This is a genomic window from Kitasatospora sp. NPDC127116 (assembly GCF_042677365.1).
GTDB classification, from domain to species: Bacteria; Actinomycetota; Actinomycetes; order Streptomycetales; family Streptomycetaceae; genus Kitasatospora; species Kitasatospora lactacystinica.
Genome location: NZ_JBHXTL010000049.1, coordinates 37525 through 60591 on the forward strand (window position 1 = coordinate 37525; position 23067 = coordinate 60591).

Consider the following 23067-nt stretch of genomic DNA (forward strand, 5'->3'; position numbering starts at 1 on the left):
CGTGCGCACCCGCCTGCTCGGCATCCTGATCGCCCTCATGCTCTGCGTCCTGGCCGCCCTGGGGCTGCCGCTCGCGGCGGCGGTCGCGGCGGCCGAACAGACCAAGGTGGTCGTCGACCGGCTCGACGACGCCGCCCGCCTCGCCCAGGACCTGCCCACCTCCGGCGCCGCCGACTCCGCCCGCAAGGGCGACCCGGAACCCGCCCCGGGCGACGGCAGCCGGCAGCGCGCGATCGAGGCCGAGGTCCGCCGCTACCACGACCTGTACGGCGTGCGCCTGGGCATCTTCCAGCGCGACGGCATTCCGCTCGCCGTCGCCCCGGACGACTGGCGGGTGCCCTCCGGGGGCTGGGGCGCCCAGGCCTTCCAGGAGGCGCTGGACGGGCGGCGCAGCCACAACCCGCCGCAGGTCTGGCCGTGGACGCCGGACCGGACGATCACCGTCGCCGCCCCCGTGGTGCGCGACGGCGACGTGGTCGCGGTGGTGCTCAGCGAATCCCCGGCCGAGGCGCTGCGCACCCGGGTGGTGCACAAGTGGCTGGTGATCGGCACGGGCGAGGCCGCCGCGATGATCGTCGCCGTGCTGCTCGCCGTCCGGCTCACCGAGTGGGTGCTGCGCCCCGTGCGCACCCTGGACCGGGCCACCCACGACATCGCCACCGGCCGGATGGCCGCCCGGGTCGCCCCGGGCGGCGGACCGCCCGAACTCCAGCGGCTGGCCCGCTCGTTCAACGAGATGGCGGACCACGTGGTGCTCGCCATGGACCAGCAGAAGGCCTTCGTCGCGGACGCCTCCCACCAGCTGCGCAACCCGCTGTCGGCGCTGCTGCTGCGGGTCGAGCTGCTCGGCCTGGAACTGCCCGAGGGCCACGAGGAGGAGCTCAGCGGCGTACGGGAGGAAGGCGCCCGGCTGGCCAGGGTGCTGGACGACCTGCTCGGCCTGGCCACCGCCGAGCACGCCCGCCCCGAACCGGAGCGCACCGACCTCGCCGAGCTCACCCTGTCCCGGGTGGACGCCTGGCGGCCGGTGGCCGAGCAGCGCGGGATCGGGCTGCGCTGGGACGGCCCGGCGCTGGCGATCGGGATGGCCGACCCGATCGGCTTCGGCTCGGCCCTGGACGCCGTGGTGGACAACGCGCTCAAGTTCAGCCCGGCCGGCAGCGAGGTGCGGCTGCGGGTGGCGGTGCGGCGGGACGAGGTCGCGGTGACCGTCACCGACGCCGGGCCCGGTCTCACCGAGGACGAGCTGTCCCGGGCCGGGGACCGGTTCTGGCGCAGCACGCGGCACCAGAACGTGGACGGTTCGGGGCTCGGGCTGTCCATCGCCCGCACCCTGCTGGCGGCCGGCGGCGGCACGCTCGGCTTCGCGCCGGTCAGGCCGACCGGGCTCGCGGTGACGCTGGCGGTGCCCCGGCCGGAGAAGTAGCCGGGGCAGGCCCTGCGCCCTACGGCTTCACCGGGCGGCGGCCGCGCCCCGCGGCGTCAGCGGTCGGTGGTCGCGCCCTACGGCTTCACCGAGCGGTAGTAGCGGGCCGCGCCGGTGTGCAGCGGGAGCGGGTCGGTGTAGACGGCGGTGCGCAGGTCGACCAGCTGGGCCGCGTGCACCTGGGCGCCGATCTGGTCCCGGCTGTCGATCACCGCGCGGGTCATGCCCTCGACCAGGCGCGGGTCCGCGTCGTCCAGGGTGATCAGCAGGTTCGGCACGGCCACCGTGGCGACGGCGTCCTTGGGCTCGGCGTTCGGGTACGTCCCCTTGGGCATGGTGGCCGCCCGGTAGGCGTCGGTGCCGCCGCCCTCGGCCTTGTGCAGGGCCTCGGCGAGGTCGCTCAGCGGCACGACACGGATCGGGAAGTGGTCGGAGAGGTCGGTGAGCGCGCTGGTGGGCAGGCCGCCGGACCAGAAGAAGGCGTCCAGCCGGCCCGCGCGCAGGTCGTCGGCGGCCTCGCCGATCCCCTTCGGCACCGGGACGATGTCGTGGTCCGGGTCCAGGCCGGCCGCGCCCAGCAGCCGCTTGGTCACCAGGTTCACCCCGGACTGCGGCAGGCCGACGCCGACCCGCAGGCCCTTGAGGTCGGCGGTGCGGCGCACCGGGGAGGAGGCCGGGACGATCAGCTGCAGGTAGTCGTCGTACAGCCGGGCGATGGCCCGCAGCTTCTCCTTGCCCTGGCCCTGGTAGTCGGCGACCGCGTCGGCGGTGGCTATGGCGAAGGCGTCCCGGCCTCTGATCACCCGGGTGAGGTTGTCGATCGAGCCCTCGGAGTTGTCCAGGGCCAGCCGCACCCCGGGCATGGTCCGGGAGACGTGGGCCTGGAGCAGCTGCCCGTACCGGTCGTAGACGCCGCGCTGCACCCCGGTGGCGAAGCGGACCTCGCCGCGCGGGTACCCGGGCGAGCGGCCCGCCGACAGCCACCAGCCGCCGAACCCGGCCACCAGCAGTACCACCACCAGCACCGTGCGCCACAGCGGGCTCCGGGCCGCGGTGCGGACGGCGGCGCCGAGACGGGACGCAGTGGTGGGGGTCATGCAGGGATACTGCCAGGCGCTCAGGCGGAACGGGAGTGGAACGGGTGGTGGAAGCTCAGGGAAAAGCCCTTCGCCGCTGCCCGTACCCTGGTCTGGTGAGCGGTGAGAGCGGATTGAAGAGCTACAAGGTCGTCACGCACGGCTGTCAGATGAACGTCCACGACTCCGAGCGGCTGTCCGGCCTGCTGGAGGACGCGGGGTACGTCAAGGCCGGGCCCGAGGGCGACCCGGACCTGGTGGTGTTCAACACCTGCGCGGTGCGCGAGAACGCCGACAACAAGCTGTACGGCAACCTCGGCCAGCTCGCGCCGGTCAAGACCCGTCACAAGGGCATGCAGATCGCCGTCGGCGGCTGCCTGGCCCAGAAGGACCGCGAGAGCATCGTCAAGCGCGCCCCGTGGGTCGACGTGGTCTTCGGCACCCACAACATCGGCCACCTGCCGGCGCTGCTGGAGCGGGCCGCGGTCGAGCGCAGGGCCCAGGTCGAGATCCTGGAGTCGCTGGAGACCTTCCCCTCCACCCTGCCGACCCGCCGCGAGTCCGCGTACGCCGCCTGGGTCGCCATCTCGGTCGGCTGCAACAACACCTGCACCTTCTGCATCGTCCCCGCGCTGCGCGGCAAGGAGGAGGACCGCCGCCCCGGCGACGTCCTCGCCGAGATCGAGGCGCTGGTGGACGAGGGCGTCATCGAGGTGACCCTGCTCGGCCAGAACGTCAACGCCTACGGCTCCGACCTGGGCGACCGCGAGGCCTTCTCCAAGCTGCTGCGCGCCGCCGGGCAGATCGAGGGCCTGGAGCGGATCCGCTTCACCTCGCCGCACCCCCGCGACTTCACCGACGACGTGATCGCCGCGATGGCCGAGACCCCGAGCGTGATGCACCAGCTGCACATGCCGCTGCAGTCCGGCTCGGACCGCGTCCTCAAGGCGATGCGCCGCTCCTACCGGCAGGACCGTTTCCTCGGGATCATCCGCAAGGTCCGCGAGGCGATGCCGGACGCGGCCATCTCCACCGACATCATCGTGGGCTTCCCCGGTGAGACCGAGGAGGACTTCGAGGAGACGATGCACACCGTCCGCGAGGCCCGCTTCACCAACGCCTTCACCTTCCAGTACTCCAAGCGCCCCGGCACCCCCGCCGCGGACATGGCGGACCAGGTGCCGAAGGAGGTCGTCCAGGCCCGCTACGACCGGCTGATCGCCCTCCAGGAGGAGATCTCCTGGGAGGAGAACAAGAAGCAGGTCGGCCGCACCCTGGACGTCCTGGTCGCCGAGGGCGAGGGCAAGAAGGACGATCAGACCCGGCGGCTCTCCGGCCGCGCCCCCGACAACCGGCTGGTGCACTTCAACCCGAGGCTCCGAGGGGTGGACGACGAGCACAGCACGAAGCCGGACGAGCCGGTGCGCCCCGGCGACGTGGTGACCGTCGAGATCACCTACGCCGCCCCGCACCACCTGCTCGCCGAGGGCCCGGCGCTCGCGGTGCGCCGCACCCGCGCCGGCGACGCCTGGGAGAAGCGCCGGGCCGCGCCCGCCGCCAAGCCGGCCGGAGTGATGCTCGGCCTGCCGAAGATCGGCGCCCCGGCCGAGCTGCCGCTGGCCGCGCCGGCGGGCGGGGCCTGCTGCGGCGACTGACCCGCGGGTGTTCCGGGCGGCCCGGCGGGAGCTTCGGCTCCGGCCGGGCCGCCCGGCTTCTTGGCTAGAGTGATCCACATGCTGGTAGCCGCCGCCGTGTGCCCCTGTCCGCCGCTGCTCGTCCCCGAGGTCGCCGCCGGGGCCGCGCCCGAGCTGGACGCCCTGCGCACGGCCTGCGACGAGGCGCTGGCGGCGCTGGTCGCGGCCGGGCCGCAGCTGGTCGTGGTGGTCGGCACCGGGCCGACGGCCGAGGTCTGGACCGAGGGCGGAGCCGGCTCCTTCCGCCGCTACGGGGTGCCGCTGGTCGCCAAGCTGCCCGGCGACCGGGTCGAGGGGCCGGAGCTGGCCCCCTCGCTGACCGTCGGCGCCTGGCTGCTGGAGCGCGCCGGGGTGACCCTGCCGACGCACGCGTGCGCGGTGCCCGCCGACGCCCCCGCCGACCGGATGCTCGGCCTCGGCCAGGGCCTGGCCGGCCTGGCCGAGCGGGTCGGCCTGCTGGTGCTCGGCGACGGCAGCGCCTGCCGCTCGTTGAAGGCGCCCGGGTACCTGGACGAGCGGGCCGAGGGCTTCGACGCCGCCCTGGCCGCCGCCCTGGGCTCGGCCGACCTGCCCGCCCTGGCCGCGCTGGACCCGCTTCTGGCCGCCGAGCTCAAGGCCGACGGCCGGGCGCCCTGGCAGGTGCTGGCCGGCGCCGCGGAGGGCGCCGGCCTCACCGGGCGGCTGGGCCACCAGGAGGCGCCGTACGGGGTCGGGTACTTCGTGGCGTCCTGGTCCTAGCCGGTCGGGGCCGCCGGACCGGGGCTCCCGGCCGTCGGGGCTCCCGGTCGGGACCGCCGGACCGGCCGGGACCGGGACCGGGACCGCGGGGTCAGGACCGCGGGGGCTGCCCCTCGTCGCCCGGCTTCGGCTTCTGGGCGAAGTCGCCGACCGCGTCCTTGGCCTTCTCGGCGCCGTGCTCGATCTTGTCGCTGTACTTGCCCTTGGTCGCCTTGTCGATGGCCCCGCCGGCCTTGTCCACGGCCTTCTCGATCTGGTCGCTGTGCTTGCCCGCGAACTCGCCGGCCTTGCCCTTGAGCTCCTCGGCCTTGCCCTTGAGGTTGTCCATCAGGCCCATGACGATCTCCTTCATCCGCTGTTCCCCGCACAACGAGCGGGCCGGGCAAAGCGTTCGCAAAGCGGGCCCAACCGGGGAAACGGCCGGAAAATGTCCGGGAAACAGTCATATCGTCGCGCAGTGGCGGGCGGGCGGCAGCCCGGTCCCCGGTGGCCCGGCGGTTTTGGGAGACTGGAACGGTGAGCAGCTCCCGTACCCCGCATGTCGCCCCTCCCCGTGTGGTCTGCGTCGTCGGCGCGACCGCCGCCGGCAAGTCCGACCTGGCCGTCGCCATCGCCCGCAGCCTCGACGGCGAGGTGATCAACACCGACTCGATGCAGCTGTACCGGGGCATGGACATCGGCACCGCCAAGCTCACCACGGCCGAGCGCGGGGGAGTGCCGCACCACCTGCTGGACGTCTGGGACGTCACCGAGGCCGCCAGCGTCGCCGAGTACCAGCGGCTGGCCCGGGCCGAGATCGACCGGCTGCTCGCCGCCGGCCGCACGCCCGTCCTGGTCGGCGGCTCCGGGCTGTACGTCCGGGCGGCGATCGACGAGATGGAGTTCCCGGGCACCGACCCGGAGGTGCGGGCCCGGCTGGAGGCCGAGCTGGAGCTGGTCGGCCCGTACGCGCTGCACGGGCGGCTGGCCGAGCTGGACCCGGCGGCCGCCGAGGCGATCCTCGTCAGCAACGGCCGGCGGATCGTCCGCGCCCTGGAGGTCATCGAGATCACCGGGCAGCCGTTCACCGCCAACCTGCCGAGCAACACCGCCGTGTACGAGGCGGTGCAGATCGGCGTCGCCGTGCCGCGCCCGGAGCTGGACGAGCGGATCGCGCTGCGGGTCGACCGGATGTGGGAGGACGGACTGCTGGACGAGGTGCGGGAGCTGGAGAGGGCCGGGCTGCGCGAGGGCAGGACCGCCTCCCGGGCGCTCGGCTACCAGCAGGTGCTCGACCACTTCGCCGGGGAGTGCACCGAGGACGAGGCCCGGGCCGAGACCGTCCGGGCGACCAAGCGCTTCGCCCGGCGTCAGGAGTCCTGGTTCCGCCGCGACGACCGCATCGAATGGCTCTCCCGGCCGGCCGGAACCGACCCCGTCGAGCTGCTGGAACGATCCCTCGAACTGATCGGCCGTCAGGCGGTTCCGGCCGTACAGGACGGGTTTTTGGCCAATCCGGCGGTGCACCTGCGCGCGCAGGCGACCGTGCAGGACGAACCGGCGGTCACGGCCCGATCACGTGATGGCCACGGATCACCCGTCGACCCCGGTCAGGCCCGGAACGCCTCTCTGGACATGCCATCATCGATGCCGTAGGGGTCGGCCGGACGGGCCGACCGTGCCCGGCCGCGAGTCCGCTCGTGTCGAACTGTCAGGGGAGGCCGTGTGTCGACGGGTACCGGCCCCGAATCCGGCCAGGGCGGAAGTGTCACCGCGCCGGCCGAGGAGTTCGACGAGTCGACGATGGGTGACCTCCCCGTGCTGACCGGACTGGAGGCGCCGACCTCCTACGCGGCCGCGGTGCCCGCCCTGGACACCCGCACGCCGCCCGACGCCGCGGTGCACGAACGGGAGATCCGTCCGCTGCGCCGGCTGCGCTGGTGGCAGACGCTGCCGATCGCCCTGCTGGGCACCCTCGGCTCGCTGATGTTCGCCTTCCCGCTCGCCTTCGGCTCGGCCGGGGCGCGCGCCACCATGGTCGGGATGCTCGGGCTGCTGTTCACCGCCGCCTCGATGGGCTGGGGCGCGATGGCCGCCCGGCACGCCGGCTACAAGTGGCCGGGGCTGCCGAGGCGGGGCTCCGGGCAGCGGGCCGGCTGGAAGGCGATCGTGGTCTACACCCTGATCGCGCTCGCCGCCTGCGCGCTCGCGGTCTGGCGGGTCGCCTACCTGCGCTGAGCGCCGTCCGCCCGGAGCACCTCCGCCCCGGGCGCCTCCCGCTCCGGGTGCCTCCCACCCCGGGAGCCTCCCGCCCCGAGCGGGCGGGTCGCCGCTCAGTACCATCGGAGGGGTGAGCGCATCCTCTCCCCAGCAGGGCGGCATCCCCTTCTTCAAGGGGCACGGCACCCAGAACGACTTCGTCATCGTCCCGGACCCGGACGGCGCGCTGGAGATCGGTCCCGAGACCGTCGCCGCGCTGTGCGACCGGCGGGCCGGCCTCGGCGGGGACGGGCTGCTGCGCGTGGTGCGCGCCGCCGCCGACCCGGCGGCCGCGGCGATGGCCGACCGGGCCGAGTGGTTCATGGACTACCGCAACTCGGACGGCAGCGTCGCCGAGATGTGCGGCAACGGCCTGCGGGTCTTCGCCCGCTTCCTGGTCGAGGCCGGCCTGGCCGAGCCGGGCGAGCTGGCCGTCGCCACCCGCTCCGGGGTGCTCACCGCGAAGGTCGCCGAGGCCGCCGAGGACGGCACGCCCGGCGACGTCACCATCGACATGGGCCGGGCCCGGCTGCCCGGGCCGGACGGCATCGAGGTCGCGGTCGGCGAGCGGCGCTGGCCGGCCCTGAACGTCAACATGGGCAACCCGCACGCGGTGGCCTTCGTGGAGAGCCTGGACCACGCCGGCGACCTGTTCGCCGCGCCGCTCACCAGCCCCGCGAGCGCCTACCCGGAGGGCGTCAACGTCGAGTTCGTGGTGGACCGCGGGCCGCGGCACGTCGCGATGCGGGTGCACGAGCGCGGCTCGGGCGAGACCCGCTCCTGCGGCACCGGCGCCTGCGCGGTGGCGGTGGCGGCCATCCGCCGGGACGGCGCCGACCCGGCGGTCACCGGCGAGTCGGTCGCGTACACCGTGGACGTGCTGGGCGGGCGACTGGTCATCACCGAGCACCCGGACGGCCGGGTGGAGATGACCGGGCCGGCGGTGATCGTGGCCGAGGGGCGGCTGGACGGGCGCTGGTGGGAGTCGGTGCGCTGAGGCCTGCGGCCCGGTTTGCCCAATTCGTGTGGTGACGAATCCCCCCGATCGGGTGATACCGGTCGCGGACGGGAATCAGGGCGTCGCGGAACGTGCTCTGCTCGGTAGCATGGACCACCGGGTCGATCACCCCATGGGGAGGGGTGTCGAGATCACCCCCTCGGACGGGGCGGCGCCCGGCGACCGTTGCCGGAGGTGCCGATGACCATCGAAGCCGGGCAGTCCCTGACGGGACAGCCGACGACCGTACGGCAGGCCGGGGCCAGGCGGCCCCTCGGAGAGCTCGGCCGGGCCGCTCTCGGCCGGGCCGGGCGGGCCGCGTTACTGGCCACCGGCCGGCCGCCGGTGCCGGACGCCCTGGAGCCGCTCGTCCAGGTCCACCGCCGGCACCACCCGCAGGCCGACCTCGGCCTGCTCGCCCGGGCGTACCGGCTCGCCGAGGCCAGCCACCGCGGCCAGAAGCGCAAGAGCGGCGAGCCGTACATCACCCACCCGCTGGCCGTGACCATGATCCTGGCCCAACTCGGCGCCGGGACGACGACCCTGGTCGCCTCGCTGCTCCACGACACGGTCGAGGACACCGAGTTGACGCTGGACCAGGTGGGCGCCGGGTTCGGGCCCGAAGTCGCCTACCTGGTCGACGGGGTGACGAAGCTGGAGAAGGTCGACTTCGGTGCCGCCGCCGAGGCCGAGACCTTCCGCAAGATGCTGGTCGCCACCGGGGACGACGTCCGGGTGATGGTGATCAAACTGGCCGACCGGCTGCACAACATGCGCACCATCCGGCACATGAAGCCGGCCAGCCAGGTGCGGATCGCCAAGGTCACCCGGGACGTGCTGATCCCGCTGGCCGAGCGGCTCGGCATCCAGGTGCTCAAGGCGGAGCTGGAGGACATCGTCTTCGCCACCCTGCACCCCGAGGAACACGCCCGCACCCGCGCCCTGATGACCGGTCACGAGGCCGAGCCGGACGCCCTGCTGGAGCCCTTCGCCCGGCAGCTGGCCCGCCAACTGGCCGAGGCCGGGGTGACCGCCGAGGTGACCGTCCGCCCCCGGCACTGCGTCTCGCTGCACCGGGTGCTGCTCCGCCGGGCCGCCGTGCCCGGGCCGGACGGCCGGCCGCAGGGGCCGCGGCCGGCCGACTTCGGGCGGCTGCTGGTGGTGGTCGAGGAGAACGCCGACTGCTACGCCGTGCTCGGCGAGCTGCACACCTGCTGGACGCCGCTGCCCGGGGAGTTCAAGGACTTCGTGGCCGCGCCCAAGTTCAACCTCTACCAGTCGCTGCACACCGCCGTGGCGCTCAGCGGCGGCGCGGTGGTCGAGGTGCTGGTCCGCACCCGGCGGATGCACGAGGTGGCCGAGACCGGGGTGGTCGCGCTCGGGGACCCGTCCCCGGCCGGCGCCGTGCAGGACGCCGACGAGCTGGACCGCACCGACCCGGCCCGCCCGGGCTGGCTCAGCCGGCTGCTGGAGTGGCAGCAGGAGACGCCCGATCCGGACGCCTTCTGGTCCGCGCTCACCGCCGACCTGGCCGGCGACCGCGAGATCACCGTGGTGACGGAGAGCGGCGAAACGCTTCAGCTGAGGGCCGGCGCCACCTGCGTGGACGCGGCCTACCTGCTCGGCGAGGAGACCGGCCACCGATGTATCGGGGTGCGGGTCAACGGGCGGCTCACCGCCCTGTCCACCGTGCTGGAGGACGGCGACCAGATCGCGGTGCTCACCGAATCCCTCCCGGCCGGCGGCGGCCAGCCCTCCGGCCCCGCCCCCGAGTGGCTGGCGCACGCCCGCACCCCGGGCGCCCGGCTGGCCATCGAGCGCTGGCTGGCCGACCACCCGGCCCGCCAGCCGGTGGTCCGCACCGGCCCGACCGGAGGCCAGCCCGCCCCGCCCGGGCGCCCGACCGCCGAGCGGCGGGCCGCCCCGGTCGCGGTGGCCGGACGGCCCGGGGCGCCGGTCCGGCTGGCGCGCTGCTGCACCCCGGTGCCGCCGGACGAGGTGGCCGGCTACCCGATCCGCGGCGGCGCGGTCGCGGTGCACCGCACCGGCTGCCCGGCGGGGGAGCGGATGCGCGCGGACGGGCGGGCCGAGCTGGAGGTCCGCTGGCGGCCGGAGGACGCCCCGGCGACCGGGCACCGGGTCACCCTGCGGGCCGAGGCGCTGAACCGGCCCCGGCTGCTCGCCGACCTCACCGCCGCGATCTCCGGAGCCGGCGCCGGCGTCGGCATCGTCTCGGCCGAGGTCGAGCCGCCGCAGGAGTCCCGGGTCCGGCACACCTACACCGTCGAACTGCCCGAGCCGGCCGCCCTGCCGCGGCTGATGCGGGCGATGCTCAAGGTCTCCGGGGTGTACGACGTGAGCCGCCCGCAGGCCCCGGACGGCGGCCGGGAGCCGGGGGAGCGGCCGCTCGGCCCGGCGGCCCGCGGGAAATGAGGATGTCCGGCCCGCGGAAATGGGGATGACCGGCCCGCGCCGGGCGTGCGACCATCATGGGGAATTCACGGCCGGTCCACGGTGTTGTCCGGGCACAGGAGCCCGGGCCTCGTCCGAGGACCCGAGGGGCAGCTCACCCCCGCCCGGACGGTAACCGGGGCGGCAGCTGGGCAGACTCCTTACGGGACCGCGGCAGCGGTCCCCGAAGGCCACCCGTACCAGCGAGCCAAAGGACAGAATGACCTCCACGTTCGACACCCGCGACCACGCCGACGCTCCGCGCCGCCTCGACGGTCTGCGGGCGGAAGCCCTCATGGACGAGGACCTCGCGGCCATCGACGAGGACCTCGGCCACCACTACGACGGCGACCAGTACGACCGCAGCGAGCGAGCCGCCCTGCGCCGTGTCGCCGGCCTCTCCACCGAACTCGAAGACGTCACCGAGGTCGAGTACCGCCAGCTCCGCCTGGAGCGCGTGGTGCTCGTCGGCGTCTGGACGGACGGCACGCTGGAGGAGGCGGAGAACTCGATGGCCGAGCTCGCCGCGCTCGCCGAGACGGCCGGCTCCCAGGTGCTGGACGGCGTCATCCAGCGCCGCGACAAGCCCGACGCGGCCACCTACATCGGCTCCGGCAAGGCGAGGGAACTGCGCGACATCGTCGCCGCCAGCGGCGCCGACACCGTCGTCTGCGACGGTGAGCTCACCCCCGGCCAGCTGATCCACCTGGAGGACGTGGTCAAGGTCAAGGTCGTCGACCGGACGGCCCTGATCCTGGACATCTTCGCCCAGCACGCCAAGTCCCGGGAGGGCAAGGCGCAGGTCTCGCTCGCGCAGATGCAGTACATGCTGCCGCGCCTGCGCGGCTGGGGCCAGTCGCTGTCCCGGCAGATGGGTGGCGGTGGCTCCGGCACCTCGGGCGGCGGCATGGCCACCCGTGGTCCCGGTGAGACCAAGATCGAGACCGACCGGCGCCGGATCCGCGAGAAGATGGCGAAGCTCCGCAAGGAGATCGCCGACATGAAGAAGGGCCGCGACACCAAGCGCCAGGAGCGCAAGCGCCACCAGGTGCCGTCCGTGGCCATCGCCGGGTACACCAACGCGGGCAAGTCGTCGCTGCTCAACCGGCTCACCGGCGCGGGCGTCCTGGTGGAGAACTCGCTGTTCGCCACCCTGGACCCGACCGTGCGCCGGGCCGAGACCCCGAGCGGGCGGCTCTACACCCTGGCGGACACCGTCGGCTTCGTCCGGCACCTGCCGCACCACCTGGTCGAGGCCTTCCGCTCGACCATGGAGGAGGTCGCCGACGCCGACCTCATCCTGCACGTGGTGGACGGCTCGCACCCCGAGCCGGAGACGCAGCTGGCCGCCGTCCGCGAGGTCATCGTCTCGGTCGACGCGCAGAACGTGCCGGAGATCGTGGTGATCAACAAGGCGGACGCCGCCGATCCGCACGTGCTCCAGCGCCTGCTGCGCCGCGAGCCGCACGCCATCGTGGTGTCGGCCCGCAGCGGCGCGGGGATCGAGGAGCTGCTGCAGCTCATCGACGACGAGCTGCCGCGTCCGGCGGTCGAGGTGCGGGCCCTGGTGCCCTACACCCAGGGCGCGCTGGTCTCCCGGGTGCACGCCGAGGGGGAGCTGCTCTCCACCGAGCACACCGGCGAGGGCACCCTGCTGCACGCCAAGGTGCAGGCCGAGCTGGCCGCCGAGCTGGAGTACTTCGCGGTGGCCCTGCAGGGCTGAGGCCGGAGCCGACGGAGGGCCCCGGGACGGTACGCCGTCCCGGGGCCCTTCCCGTGCCCCCGCAGGGGCTACCGGACGTTCTTGGCGAAGTAGTCGAAGGCCTGCTTCGCCTGGTCGTGCAGGGAGGGCCCGGCCTGGTAGCCGGCCGGGTTGCGGTTGCCGACCGCGCCGACGCTGATCAGGTTGGGCTTGCCGTCCCTGATGACGAACCAGCCGCCGCCGGAGGCGCCGGCCGTCATGGAGCAGCCGATCACGTACATCGGCGGGCGGCTCCGGTCGAAGGAGAGCCGCCCGGGCGCGGCCGGGGAGTCGCAGTGTTCGAGCTCCAGGCCGTCGAACGGCCGCTCGGCCGGGTAGCCGTAGGCGGCGGCCGCGGTGATCTGCTCGCGCGGGGCGTTGAACCAGATCGGCACCGAGCCGCCGACCGTCTCCTCCAGGGACCTGCCGGAGCCGTCCTCGCCGCGCACCCGCAGCACGCCGTAGTCGTACTGGTTGCGGGCACCGACGCCGCTCTCCTGGCGCCAGGTCGGCGAGACCAGCGCGCGCACCGCCGTCCACCGGCCGTACGGGGCGGCCTGCTGGTCCGGGTTCGGCTTGCCGTGGACCACCCGGCCGTCCCGGTTGAAGGCGGGGACGAAGACCAGGTTCTTCAGCCAGCCGCCGCCCTTGCCGTCGTGCAGGCAGTGCGCGGCGGTGTAGACGAGGTTGCTGCGGCCGGGGTTGACCGGGTCGGAGACCACGGTGGCGGAGCAGGCCGCGTCGCCCTGCGGCGTGGTCATGAAGAGCCGGCCGACCACCGCACCGGCCTGGGCGTACGGGTGCGGCAGCGGCTGGGCCGGGACGGCGGCCGGCGGGGCGTCCTGTTCGACACCGGCCGCCGCGGGGGCTGCCAGGGAGTACTCCGGGGTGGGCCGGGGCTTGGCGGTGTCCATCCGGGCGGCCGTCCAGGAGCCGGGCGCCGCGTCGCCGGCGAAGGCGCTGTCGGCGACGTAGCGGTCCCAGTCCTCCACCTTCCAGCCGGTCAGGTCGCCCAGGCTGGTGGGCGCGGAGCGGGGCAGGGCGAGGGGCGCGGTGGCGGGCCGGGCCGGGCCGTCCGGGCCGCACCCGGCGGCGCCCAGCGCGAGCGCGGCGAGCAGCGCGGCGCCGGCCGTCGCGGCCCGGCGCCGCCGGCTGGTGGTTGTCGGCATGCTGGCTCGTCCCCCGTGCTGTGCTGGTGGTCCCGTACCGCCCCCCGCCGGCGGCTGCTTCCCTCGTACGGCTGCTACTTCTTGGAGATCCAGTCCAGTGCCTGCCGGGCGACCGCCTCCAGGTAGGGGCCGCTCAGCGAGGTGTGCTCCTGGGTGCCGATCGAGGTGTTGCTGACCAGGGCGGTCCTGCCGTCGGGCATGGTGGCGAACCAGCCGCCGCCACTGGCGCCCTGGGTCATGGTGCAGCCGATGGTCAGCATCGTCGGGCGCTTGGCGTCGAAGGAGAGCCGGGTCGGCTTGCCGCCGTCGCACTTGTACAGCTCCTGGCCGTCGAACGGCTTGACGAGCGGGTAGCCGACGGCCGAGACCTTGAGCTGGTCGCGCGGCGCGTCGAACCAGACCGGAACGGCCGAACCGACCGTCTCCTCCAGGGACTTGCCGGTGTCGTTCTGGTTGCGCACGCGCATCACCGCGAAGTCGTACTGGTTGGCGGCGTCGCCGCTGCCGCCGCCCTCGACCATCCACTGCGGCGAGGCGGTGACCTGGTCGGCCCACCAGGTGCCCAGCGGGGCCAGCTCGGACAGCGGGGCCCGCTTGCCGCCGCTGGAGGCGCCCGAGTTGTTGTAGGCGGGCACGAAGACCAGGTCCTTGAAGAAGTTCCCGCCCTTGCCCTCGTGCACGCAGTGGCCGGCCGTCCAGACCAGGTTGCTCTTTCCCGGGTGCTGCGGGTCGGTGATCACCGTCGCCGAGCAGTTTCCGCGGCCGCCCTGGGCGGAGAAGAACACCTTTCCGGAGGGCTGCTTCGTGTACGGGCGGGGCACCGCCAGGGCCTTGACCACCGGGGGCTCGGGGTCGGTCACGCCGTCGTCGGTGGACGGCGCGGGGGTGGCGGGGGCGGGCTTGGCGGTGGGCGGGGCCGGCTCGGCGGGCTTGGAGTCGCCCATCTTGTCCGGGTCCCAGAAGTCCTTCACCACCGGGTTGTTGAAGACGTGCTTGGACGCCCACTTGTCCCAGTCCTCGAACTTCCACTTCTTCAGGTCGTCCCAGCTCCTGGGCAGTCCCTCCAGCAGGCTGGTCGGCAGCCCGGACGGGAGGGTGATGCCGCCGATCGCCCCGCCCGCGCCCGCGGCCTGGGCCGCCGCGGAGGAGGGCGGCGGCGCGGGGCTGGTCCCGCCGCCCGCCGGGCCGTCGGGCCCGCAGGCGCTCACGGCGAGCAGGGTGCCCGCGGCCAGGGCGGCGGCCAGGGCTGACCGGTGGATCGTTGGCATCTGTGCGCTTCCCCCTGTGCTCGGGCGGTGGGTGCTGGGCGGTGCCGGGTCGCCGGGTGGTCCCGGCTCGCCGGACGGTGCCGCGGCGGGCGGCCGCACACCGGGGCGCTGGGTGCCCGGCCGGTTCGCGGTGCGGCGGTCCGCCGTCCTGGAGTCTTCCATCGCCAAGGAGGACGGCGGTGCCCACCCCCCGGGTTGCGGTGCCGGCCGGAGGTCACCGATCCGTGATCCGGGCCCGGCCGGTGCACCGGCCCAGCAGGGCATCCGGCCCCGGATGTGCACAATCGCCGATTCTCACCCGGACGAGTGAGCGTTCCTTGTGATCACCCGTCATGGATAGGTAACCCTTACCTGACGCGACGGTGCGAGTGCCCGCCGATCCCCTCCACCACAGTGCGCGTCCGCACCCCCACGCGCCCCAAGGAGCAGCCTTGAGCACCGCCCTCACCGGAGCCCCGCCCGTACCGCCGCCCACCGCGGCACGGGCCTTCGGACACGACCTGCTGCTGCACCCCGACCCGGCCGTCGCCGCCGAACAGGCCGGACTGGAAGCCCTGTTGCGCTGCTGGACGCGGGAGACCGGAGCCCGGCCCGGCCCGGACGGCCGACTGCGGATCGCCGTCCTCGGCGGGGCCGCCCGGCTCACCGCCCCGGTCCGCTACTGGTCGCCCGGCGGCTGGCACCGCTTCGGCCCCGCCACCCTCGCGGCCGGCGAGGGCGGCGCCGAGGCCCCGGTGGACGCCGTCGCCGCCGCCGCGCTGCTCGCCGCCGCGGCCGCCGAACGGCCCGACCCCGGGCAGGTCGCCGACCTGGCCGGCCGGGTCGCCGACTCGGTCGTGCGCACCGCCGAGATCCTCGCCCACCGCCGCACCGCCGCCGTGCCCGGCGGGCCGGAGCGCTCGCACTTCCTCGCCGCCGAACAGTCCCTGCTGCTCGGCCACCCGCTGCACCCCACGCCCAAGAGCCGCGACGGCCTCGGCCCCGCCCAGAGCGCCGCCTACTCGCCCGAACTGCACGGCTCCTTCCAACTGCACTGGTACGCGGTGGACCGCGAACTGCTCGCGGCCGGCTCCGCCGTCGCCGAGAGCGCCGAGCAGCTCACCGCAGGACTGCTCGACGGCGGCCCGGCGCTGCCGCCCGGCACCGCGGCCGTCCCGCTGCACCCCTGGCAGGCCCGCGAACTCGCCCACCGCCCGGCCGTCGCCGCACTCCTCGCCGACGGGCTGCTGCACGACCTCGGCCCGGCCGGCGAGCCCTGGTACCCCACCTCCTCGGTGCGCACCGTCTACCGGCCCGGCACCCCGTGGATGCTCAAGCTCTCGCTCGGCCTGCGGATCACCAACTCCCGCCGGGAGAACCTGCGCAAGGAACTGCACCGCGGCCTGGAGATGCACCGGCTGCTGGAGAGCGGGCTGGCCGCCGAGTGGCGGGCCGCCCACCCCGGCTTCGACATCGTCCGCGACCCTGCCTGGATCGGCGTCGACCACCCCGACCTCGGCGACCCCAACGGCCTGGACACCGTGCTGCGCGCCCAGCCCTTCGCACCCACCGACCGCGCGCTGTGCGTCGCCGGGCTGGTCGCCGAACAACCGCTCGGCGGCGGCGACACCGTGCCCTCCCGGCTCGGCGACCTCCTGCGGGCGCTGGCCCTGCGCTGCGCCCGCCCGCTGCGGACGGTGGCCGCCGAATGGTTCCTGCGCTACCTGGACGCGGTCGTGCTGCCCATCCTCTGGCTGGACGGCCGGGGCGGCATCGCCCTGGAGGCGCACCAGCAGAACAGCCTCGTGCTGCTGGACGCCGAGGGCTGGCCGTGCGGCGGCCGCTACCGCGACAACCAGGGCTACTACTACCGGGAGAGCGCCGCCGGCGCGCTCGCCGCCCGGCTGCCCGGGCTCGGCACGGACAGCGACACCTTCCTGCCGGACGAGGTGATCGACCACCACTTCGCCTACTACCTCGGCATCAACCACGTGCTCGGCCTGATCGGCGCCTTCGGCTCCCAGCGGCTCGCCGACGAAACGGTGCTGCTGGCGGCGCTGCGCCGGTTCCTGGCCGGTCCGCGGGCCGCCGCCACCGGCTCGGCGCTGCCCGCCCTGCTGCTGGACGCGCCCACGCTGCCCTGCAAGGCCAACCTGCTCACCCGGATCAACGGCATGGACGAGCTGGTCGGCCCGGTCGCCAGCCAGTCCGTGTACGTGGACATCCCCAACCCGGTGGCGGGCGCCTGATGCCGCACGAGCTGCCCGGGCGGGCACCGGTGCCCGCCCCGGCGGGCGAGTTCCGGCTCGGTCCGGTGCCCACCGCGGCGGGTGAGTTCCGGCTCGGTCCGGTGCCCACCGCGGCGGGCGAGTTCCGGCTCGGCCCGGTCCTGCTGCCCGCCGACCTGGCGCTGCTCACCGGCTGGATGAACGACCCGGAGGTCGACGCCTTCTGGGAGCTCGCCGGGCCGCCGGAGGTCACCGAACGGCACGTCCGGGCCCAGCAGGACGGCGACGGCCGGAGCCTGCCCTGCCTCGGCCTGCTCGACGGCGAGCCGATGAGCTACTGGGAGGTCTACCGCGCCGACCTCGACCCGCTCGCCGCGCACTACCCCGCCCGGCCGTACGACACCGGCGTGCACCTGCTGCTCGGCCCCGCCGCCAGCCGCGGCCGAGGGCTGGGCGCCGTCCTCCTCGCCGCCCTCGCAGAATTGATTCTTCGCGGGAATCCGCGCTGCGAACGGGTGGTGGCCGAGCCGGACGTCCGCAACCGGCGGTCCGTCCGGGCCTTCGAACGGGCCGGATTCCGAGCCGCCGCCGAACTCGACCTGCCCGGCAAGCGCGCCGCCCTGATGGTCCGCGACCGGGCCGACGGGCCCGCCGCGCAGGCCCAACTCCCCGCCTAGGAAACCCCTGTGGACACCTCGACACCCCCCGCGTACGACCTGCTCGGCGTCGGCATCGGCCCGTTCAACCTCTCGCTCGCCGCGCTCGCCGAGCCCGTCCCCGGCCTGCGCGCCCTCTTCTGCGACCAGCGCCCGGAGTTCCGCTGGCACCACGGGATGCTGGTGGACGGGGCCCGGATGCAGGTGCCGTTCCTCGCCGACCTGGTCTCCCTGGTCGACCCGACCAGCCCGTGGTCCTTCCTCAACTACCTGCGCGACCAGGACCGGCTCTTCCCGTTCTACTTCGCCGAGCGCTTCCAGCTGCCGCGCCGCGAGTACGACCACTACTGCCGCTGGGCCGCCGAACGGCTGGCCGGCTGCCGCTTCGGCACCGAGGTCACCGCCCTGCACTGGGACGCGCCCTGGTACCGCGCCGAGCTGACCGACACCGCGACCGGCCGGCGCTCCGAGGTCAGGGCCCGCAACCTCGCCCTCGGCGTCGGCACCCGGCCGGTCCTCCCCGAGGCCTTCGCCGCGCTGGCCGGACACCCGCGCGCCTTCCACTCCGCCGAGTACCTGGACCGCCGCGCCGACCTGGCCGGCGCCCGGGACATCACCGTGATCGGCAGCGGACAGTCCGGCGCCGAGGTCTTCCTCGACCTGCTCCGGCGCCACGAGGGCGACGGCGTCCGGCTGCGCTGGCTCACCCGCACCAGGGCGCTCGCCCCCATGGAGTACTCCAAGCTCGGCCTGGAGCACTTCACCCCCGACTACACCCGCTACTTCCACGGCCTGCCCGCCCCCGTCCGGGACGCGCTGGTCGCCGCCCAGTGGCAGCTGCACAAGGCCGCCAGCACCGAGACCCTCGCCGAGATCCACGACCACCTCTACGAGCGCACCATCGGCCGCCCGATCGACACCGCCCCGGTCGAGATCACCCCCGGCACCGCCGTCACCGCCGCCCGACCGGGCCCCTGCGGCGGCCTCGAACTGCACTGCCGGCACACCGACTCCGGCGCCGAGCACCTGCTGCGCACCGACGCCCTGGTGCTCGCCACCGGCTACCGGGCGGCCCGCCCGGCCGCCCTCGAACCGCTCGCCGAGCTGATCGACTGGGACGAGGCCGGGCGCTACCGGGTCGACCTGGACCACCGGGTCGCCACCCGCCCCGAACTCACCGGCGGGCTGTACGTCCAGAACGCCGAACTGCACACCCACGGCGTCGGCACCCCCGACCTCGGACTCGGCGCCCACCGGGCCGCCGTGATCCTCAACGCCGTCACCGGGCGCACCGTCCACCGGCTGCCCGACCGCACCGCCTGGACCGGCTTCGCACCGCCCGTACCCGCCCCCGACCCCGCGTCCCGCCACCGGACCCCCGTCGTCCCCCGCCCCCAGGAGTTGACCCGTGCCGCAACCGTCGGCCGCTGAACCGCCGCTCCACCTGCCCCCGCACCTCACCGCCGGGCACTGGCAGCGGGCCGGCCGCGCCCTGCTGGCCAAGATGCTGGGCGAGTTCGCCTACGAGGACCTGCTCCGGCCCGTCCCCGGCGAGGCGCCCGGCGAGTACCGGCTGGAGCTGCCCGAGGCCGAGTACCGCTTCACCGCCCGGCGCGGCGCCTACGACAGCTGGCAGGTCGACCCCGAGTCCGTCCGCTGCACCCGCCCGGACGGCCTGGACCCGCTGCGCTTCCTCCCGTACGCCCGGCAGACCCTCGGCATGCGCGGCGAGACCACCGGCCACCTGATCCGCGAGCTCTGCGCCACCCTGACCGCCGACGCCCGCCAGCTCGCCACCGCGCTGACCGCCGCCGAACTCGCCGACCTCGACCACGCCGCCCTGGAGGGCCGGCAGACCGGCCACCCCTGGATCGTGCCCAACAAGGGCCGGATCGGCTTCTCCGGCACCGACGCCGCCCGCTGGGCCCCGGAGGCCCGCAGCCCCCGCCCGCTGCCCTGGATCGCCGTCCACCGCCGGCTCGCCGAGTACCGCGGGGTGCCCGGCCTGGAACGGCCCGAGCAGCTGTACGCCCGCGAGCTGGACGACGTCGACGCGCTGCGCGCCGCGCTCGGCCCGGACGCCGGGGACTACCTGCTGCTGCCCGTCCACCCCTGGCAGTGGGACGAGACGATCCTGCCGCTGTTCGCCCCCTGGATCGCCTCCGGCGAGATCGTCCCGCTGCCCTCGGACGGCGACCCACGGCTGCCCCAGCAGTCCATCCGCTCCTTCTTCAACACCGCCCACCCCGAGCGCTGCACCGTCAAGCTGCCGCTGTCCGTCCTGAACACCCTGGTCTGGCGCGGCCTGCCGGTCGAGCGCACGCTGGCCGCGCCCGCCGTCACCGCCTGGCTGCTCGGGCTGCGCGACGCCGACCCGTACCTGCGCGACGAGTGCCGGGTGATCCTGCTCGGCGAGATCGCCTCCGTCACCGTCGACCACCCGCTCTACCGCGAGCTGCCCGAGGCGCCGTACCAGTACAAGGAGCTGCTCGGCGCGATCTGGCGCCAGCCGCTCGGCCCCTTCCTGGACGGCGGCGAGCGGGCCCGCACCCTGGCCGCGCTGCTGCAGACCGGCTCCGACGGGCGGGCGCTCGCCGCCGAGCTGATCGACCGCTCCGGCCTGCTCCCCGGCGACTGGACCGCCCGGCTGTTCGCCGCGACGATGCCGCCGCTGCTGCACTTCCTCTACCGCTACGGGCTGGTCTTCTCCCCGCACGGCGAGAACGCCATCGTGGTCTTCGACCCCTCCGACGTGCCGGTCCGGCTCGCGGTCAAGGACTTCGTGGACGACGTCAACCTCAGCGCGCAGAGCCTGCCCGAACTGCACGCGCTGCCCGCCGAGGTCGCCGAGGTGCTGCTGCGGGAGAGCCCGCAGGGACTCTGCCAGTTCATCCACTCCGGGCTCTTCATCGGTGTCTTCCGCTACCTCGCCCCGCTGCTGGAGGCGCAGACCGGACTGCCCGAGACCGAGTTCTGGGCGCTGCTGCGCGCCGAGGTGCTGCGCTACCAGGACCGCTTCCCCGAGCTGGGCGAGCGCTTCGAGCTGTTCGACCTGTTCCGCCCCCGGATCGACCGGCTCTGCCTCAACCGCAACCGGCTGCTGCTGGACGGCTACCAGGACCGCCCGCACCGCCCGCACGCCGCCCGGCACGGGACCGTGCCGAACGCGCTGGTCGCGGTGGACGTGCGACTGCCCGGGCAACGGGACCGGATTGTCACCCCCGCCCCGTAGGGTGGGAGGGTCATGACGAACGACTCCGAATCCCAGCCCGCGACGGCCCTCGGCGACGAGGCCGAGGAAGCCGTCGCCGTCCCGCGCTCGCGGATCCCCGAACTGCTGCACGCCGCGGTGGCGGCCGTCGGCGGCGCGGAGCGCCCCGGTCAGGTCCGGATGGCCGAGGCCGTCGCCGACGCCGTCGACCACGGCGAGCACCTGCTCGTCCAGGCCGGCACCGGCACCGGGAAGTCCCTGGCCTACCTGGTGCCCGCGCTCGCCCACGGCGACCGCGTGGTCGTCGCCACGGCCACCCTGGCGCTGCAACGCCAGCTGGTGGAACGGGACTTGCCGCGCACCGTCGAGGCGCTGCACCCCGTGCTGCGCCGCCGGCCGCTGTTCGCGATGCTCAAGGGCCGCTCCAACTACCTGTGCCTGCACCGGGCCAACGAGGGCACCCCGAGCGAAGAGGGCGAGGGCCTGTTCGACCCGGTGGACGCGCTCGGCGGGCCCACCGGGAAGCTCGGCAAGGACGTGCTGCGGCTGCGCGAATGGGCCGACGAGACGGACACCGGGGACCGCGACGACCTCAGCCCCGGCGTCTCCGACAAGGCCTGGGCCCAGCTGTCGGTCACCTCCAAGGAGTGCCTCGGCGCCACCCGCTGCCCGTACGGACAGGAGTGCTTCGCGGAGAAGGCGCGGGAGCGGGCCAAGCTGGCGGACGTCGTGGTCACCAACCACGCGATGCTCGCGATCGACGCGATCGAGGGCGCGCCGGTGCTGCCCGAGCACGGGCTGCTGATCGTGGACGAGGCGCACGAGCTGGTCAACCGGGTCACCGGCGCGGCCACCGCCGAGCTGACCGTCGGCGCGGTCAACCGGGCGGTCAAGCGGGCCGCGCGGCTGGCCAACGAGAAGGCGGTCGACGCGCTCCAGGCCGCCGCCGAGAACTACCACGGCCTGATGGAGACCGCCCAGCCCGGCCGGGTCGAGGAACTGCCCGAGTACCTGGCGTACGCGGTCACCGCGATCCGGGACGCCTCCCGCCAGGTGATCACCTCGCTGGGCGAGACCAGGGACAAGGGGCTCAGCGACGAGGACGCCGTCCGCAAGCAGGCGATGGCCTCGGCCGAGGCGCTGCACGAGACGGCCGAGCGGCTGCTGGAGGACTCCGAGTACGACGTGGTCTGGATCGAGCGCAGCGACCGCTACGGGCTGGGCACCGCCTCGCTGCGGGTCGCCCCGCTGAGCGTCTCCGGGCTGCTGCGCGAGGGGCTGTACAAGGAGCGCTCGGTCGTCCTCACCTCGGCCACGCTCAAGCTCGGCGGGGACTTCAACGGCGTCGCCGCCTCCGTCGGCCTGCCCTCCGAGACGCGGCTGCCGGACGTCCGCACCGCCGGGGACAACCCGGAGTCCGGTCCGGCCTTCGGCGAGGACGCGGTGCCGCACTGGCGCGGGATCGACGTCGGCTCGCCGTTCAAGTACCCCAAGCAGGGCATCCTGTACGTCGCCAAGCACCTCGCCGACCCCGGGCGCGACCCCGAACGGCCGGACATGCTGGACGAGTTGGCCGAGCTGATCGGTGCGGCCGGCGGGCGGACGCTGGGGCTGTTCTCCTCGATGCGGGGCGCCCAGACGGCCGCCGAGGCGATGCGCGAGCGGTTGGACCAGCGCGTCCTGCTGCAGGGCGAGGACACCCTGGGCGAGCTGATCCGGGAGTTCGCCTCGGACGCCACCACCTGCCTGTTCGGCACGCTCTCGCTCTGGCAGGGCGTGGACGTGCCCGGCTCGGCCTGCCAGCTGGTCGTGATGGACCGGATCCCGTTCCCCCGGCCGGACGACCCGCTGATGAGCGCCCGACAGAAGGACGTCGAGCAGCGCGGCGGGAACGGCTTCATGGCCGTCGCGGCGACGCACGCGGCGCTGCTGATGGCGCAGGGCGCGGGCCGGCTGGTGCGCGCGGCCGACGACCGGGGCGTGGTCGCGGTGCTGGACCCGCGGGTGGAGACCAAGCGGTACGGGAGCTTCTTCCGGTCCTCGATGCCCGAGTTCTGGTACACCACGGACCGCAACCAGGTGCGCCGCTCGCTGGCGGCGATCGACGCCTCGGCGGCGCCGGTGCGGCCGGTGGTGAAGCGGGGCTGAGGGCCGGGGCCCTCGGGTCCCGGCGTTCCGGGCCCGGGGGCTTCCGG

16 protein-coding genes and 1 pseudogene are annotated in these 23067 nt (G+C 74.7%); 13 read left to right on the forward strand and 4 right to left on the reverse strand.

From position 1 onward, the window contains the following. Position 1 precedes the first annotated feature (1 nt). Positions 2 to 1426: a HAMP domain-containing sensor histidine kinase gene (locus tag ACFVHV_RS20795; protein ID WP_359907094.1), complete on the forward strand. Its 1425-nt coding sequence runs from the start codon at positions 2 to 4 to the stop codon at positions 1424 to 1426. Positions 1427 to 1503: 77 nt separating this feature from the next. Here ACFVHV_RS20795 and ACFVHV_RS20800 read toward each other — a convergent pair whose 3' ends face one another. Next, positions 1504 to 2523: a TAXI family TRAP transporter solute-binding subunit gene (locus ACFVHV_RS20800; protein ID WP_359907091.1), complete on the reverse strand. Its 1020-nt coding sequence runs from the start codon at positions 2521 to 2523 to the stop codon at positions 1504 to 1506. Between the two features lie 95 nt (positions 2524 to 2618). On the opposite strand from ACFVHV_RS20800, the gene miaB reads away from it, so the two are divergent. Together miaB and ACFVHV_RS20810 are read left to right on the forward strand one after the other, a co-directional pair. Then, positions 2619 to 4157: a tRNA (N6-isopentenyl adenosine(37)-C2)-methylthiotransferase MiaB gene (gene miaB / locus ACFVHV_RS20805; RefSeq protein WP_359907088.1), complete on the forward strand. Its 1539-nt coding sequence runs from the start codon at positions 2619 to 2621 to the stop codon at positions 4155 to 4157. 78 nt (positions 4158 to 4235) lie between these two features. Further along, positions 4236 to 4934: a class III extradiol dioxygenase subunit B-like domain-containing protein gene (locus tag ACFVHV_RS20810; protein WP_359907085.1), complete on the forward strand. Its 699-nt coding sequence runs from the start codon at positions 4236 to 4238 to the stop codon at positions 4932 to 4934. 91 nt (positions 4935 to 5025) lie between these two features. Here the strand turns inward: ACFVHV_RS20810 and ACFVHV_RS20815 are convergent, their stop codons facing one another. Next, entirely contained in the window at positions 5026 to 5286 is a 261-nt protein-coding gene (locus ACFVHV_RS20815; RefSeq protein WP_359907083.1) for an antitoxin, read from the reverse strand. A gap of 164 nt (positions 5287 to 5450) precedes the next feature. Here ACFVHV_RS20815 and miaA point away from each other — a divergent pair. From miaA to hflX, 5 genes and pseudogenes are all read left to right on the forward strand, one after another. Continuing rightward, positions 5451 to 6389: pseudogene (gene miaA, locus ACFVHV_RS20820) on the forward strand (tRNA (adenosine(37)-N6)-dimethylallyltransferase MiaA); the annotation flags it as partial. Between the two features lie 249 nt (positions 6390 to 6638). Further along, positions 6639 to 7151 carry a hypothetical protein gene (locus ACFVHV_RS20825; protein ID WP_359907080.1) on the forward strand — a complete coding sequence of 171 codons (513 nt, stop codon included), beginning with the start codon at positions 6639 to 6641 and terminating at the stop codon, positions 7149 to 7151. Between the two features lie 112 nt (positions 7152 to 7263). Continuing rightward, on the forward strand, positions 7264 to 8169 hold the full coding sequence (dapF, locus tag ACFVHV_RS20830) for a diaminopimelate epimerase (protein ID WP_380352600.1): 906 nt from the start codon (positions 7264 to 7266) through the stop codon (positions 8167 to 8169). A 201-nt stretch (positions 8170 to 8370) separates the two neighbouring features. Then, the gene (locus tag ACFVHV_RS20835) at positions 8371 to 10602 is read left to right on the forward strand and encodes a RelA/SpoT family protein (protein WP_380352602.1); all 2232 of its coding nucleotides are present in this window, start codon (positions 8371 to 8373) and stop codon (positions 10600 to 10602) included. Positions 10603 to 10840: 238 nt separating this feature from the next. Further along, positions 10841 to 12343 carry a GTPase HflX gene (gene hflX, locus ACFVHV_RS20840; RefSeq protein ID WP_359907072.1) on the forward strand — a complete coding sequence of 501 codons (1503 nt, stop codon included), beginning with the start codon at positions 10841 to 10843 and terminating at the stop codon, positions 12341 to 12343. A gap of 68 nt (positions 12344 to 12411) precedes the next feature. On the opposite strand, the gene ACFVHV_RS20845 is transcribed toward hflX, so the two are convergent. Together ACFVHV_RS20845 and ACFVHV_RS20850 are read right to left on the reverse strand one after the other, a co-directional pair. Next, entirely contained in the window at positions 12412 to 13530 is a 1119-nt protein-coding gene (locus tag ACFVHV_RS20845) for a hypothetical protein (protein ID WP_359907069.1), read from the reverse strand. A 74-nt stretch (positions 13531 to 13604) separates the two neighbouring features. After that, positions 13605 to 14798 (reverse strand): hypothetical protein, encoded by a 1194-nt coding sequence (locus ACFVHV_RS20850; RefSeq protein ID WP_359907067.1) that lies wholly within the window; start codon positions 14796 to 14798, stop codon positions 13605 to 13607. 431 nt (positions 14799 to 15229) lie between these two features. On the opposite strand from ACFVHV_RS20850, the gene ACFVHV_RS20855 reads away from it, so the two are divergent. The 5 genes from ACFVHV_RS20855 to ACFVHV_RS20875 are packed head-to-tail and all read left to right on the forward strand — an operon-like array spanning position 15230 to position 23020. Continuing rightward, positions 15230 to 17026 carry an IucA/IucC family protein gene (locus ACFVHV_RS20855; RefSeq protein WP_380352604.1) on the forward strand — a complete coding sequence of 599 codons (1797 nt, stop codon included), beginning with the start codon at positions 15230 to 15232 and terminating at the stop codon, positions 17024 to 17026. After that, entirely contained in the window at positions 17026 to 17682 is a 657-nt protein-coding gene (locus ACFVHV_RS20860) for a GNAT family N-acetyltransferase (RefSeq protein WP_380352605.1), read from the forward strand. The genes ACFVHV_RS20855 and ACFVHV_RS20860 overlap by 1 nt, the downstream gene beginning before the upstream one ends. A 9-nt stretch (positions 17683 to 17691) precedes the next feature. After that, positions 17692 to 19092 carry a lysine N(6)-hydroxylase/L-ornithine N(5)-oxygenase family protein gene (locus tag ACFVHV_RS20865; RefSeq protein ID WP_380352607.1) on the forward strand — a complete coding sequence of 467 codons (1401 nt, stop codon included), beginning with the start codon at positions 17692 to 17694 and terminating at the stop codon, positions 19090 to 19092. Then, entirely contained in the window at positions 19070 to 20893 is a 1824-nt protein-coding gene (locus ACFVHV_RS20870) for an IucA/IucC family siderophore biosynthesis protein (protein ID WP_359907056.1), read from the forward strand. Before ACFVHV_RS20865 ends, ACFVHV_RS20870 begins: the two co-directional genes overlap by 23 nt. Positions 20894 to 20905: 12 nt before the next feature. Then, a complete protein-coding gene (locus ACFVHV_RS20875) occupies positions 20906 to 23020 on the forward strand; it encodes an ATP-dependent DNA helicase (RefSeq protein WP_359907053.1) in 2115 nt (704 codons plus the stop codon). Positions 23021 to 23067: the final 47 nt, after the last annotated feature.

What these genes read in the sequence shown, in the direction of transcription:
- ACFVHV_RS20810 (WP_359907085.1), top strand. Translation starts at nt 4,236, where the DNA reads ATGCTGGTAGCCGCCGCCGTGTGCCCCTGTCCGCCGCTGCTCGTCCCC.
- ACFVHV_RS20850 (WP_359907067.1), bottom strand. Translation starts at nt 14,798, where the DNA reads ATGCCAACGATCCACCGGTCAGCCCTGGCCGCCGCCCTGGCCGCGGGC.
- ACFVHV_RS20800 (WP_359907091.1), bottom strand. Translation starts at nt 2,523, where the DNA reads ATGACCCCCACCACTGCGTCCCGTCTCGGCGCCGCCGTCCGCACCGCG.
- hflX (WP_359907072.1), top strand. Translation starts at nt 10,841, where the DNA reads ATGACCTCCACGTTCGACACCCGCGACCACGCCGACGCTCCGCGCCGC.
- ACFVHV_RS20815 (WP_359907083.1), bottom strand. Translation starts at nt 5,286, where the DNA reads ATGAAGGAGATCGTCATGGGCCTGATGGACAACCTCAAGGGCAAGGCC.
- ACFVHV_RS20835 (WP_380352602.1), top strand. Translation starts at nt 8,371, where the DNA reads ATGACCATCGAAGCCGGGCAGTCCCTGACGGGACAGCCGACGACCGTA.
- ACFVHV_RS20845 (WP_359907069.1), bottom strand. Translation starts at nt 13,530, where the DNA reads ATGCCGACAACCACCAGCCGGCGGCGCCGGGCCGCGACGGCCGGCGCC.
- ACFVHV_RS20860 (WP_380352605.1), top strand. Translation starts at nt 17,026, where the DNA reads ATGCCGCACGAGCTGCCCGGGCGGGCACCGGTGCCCGCCCCGGCGGGC.
- ACFVHV_RS20875 (WP_359907053.1), top strand. Translation starts at nt 20,906, where the DNA reads ATGACGAACGACTCCGAATCCCAGCCCGCGACGGCCCTCGGCGACGAG.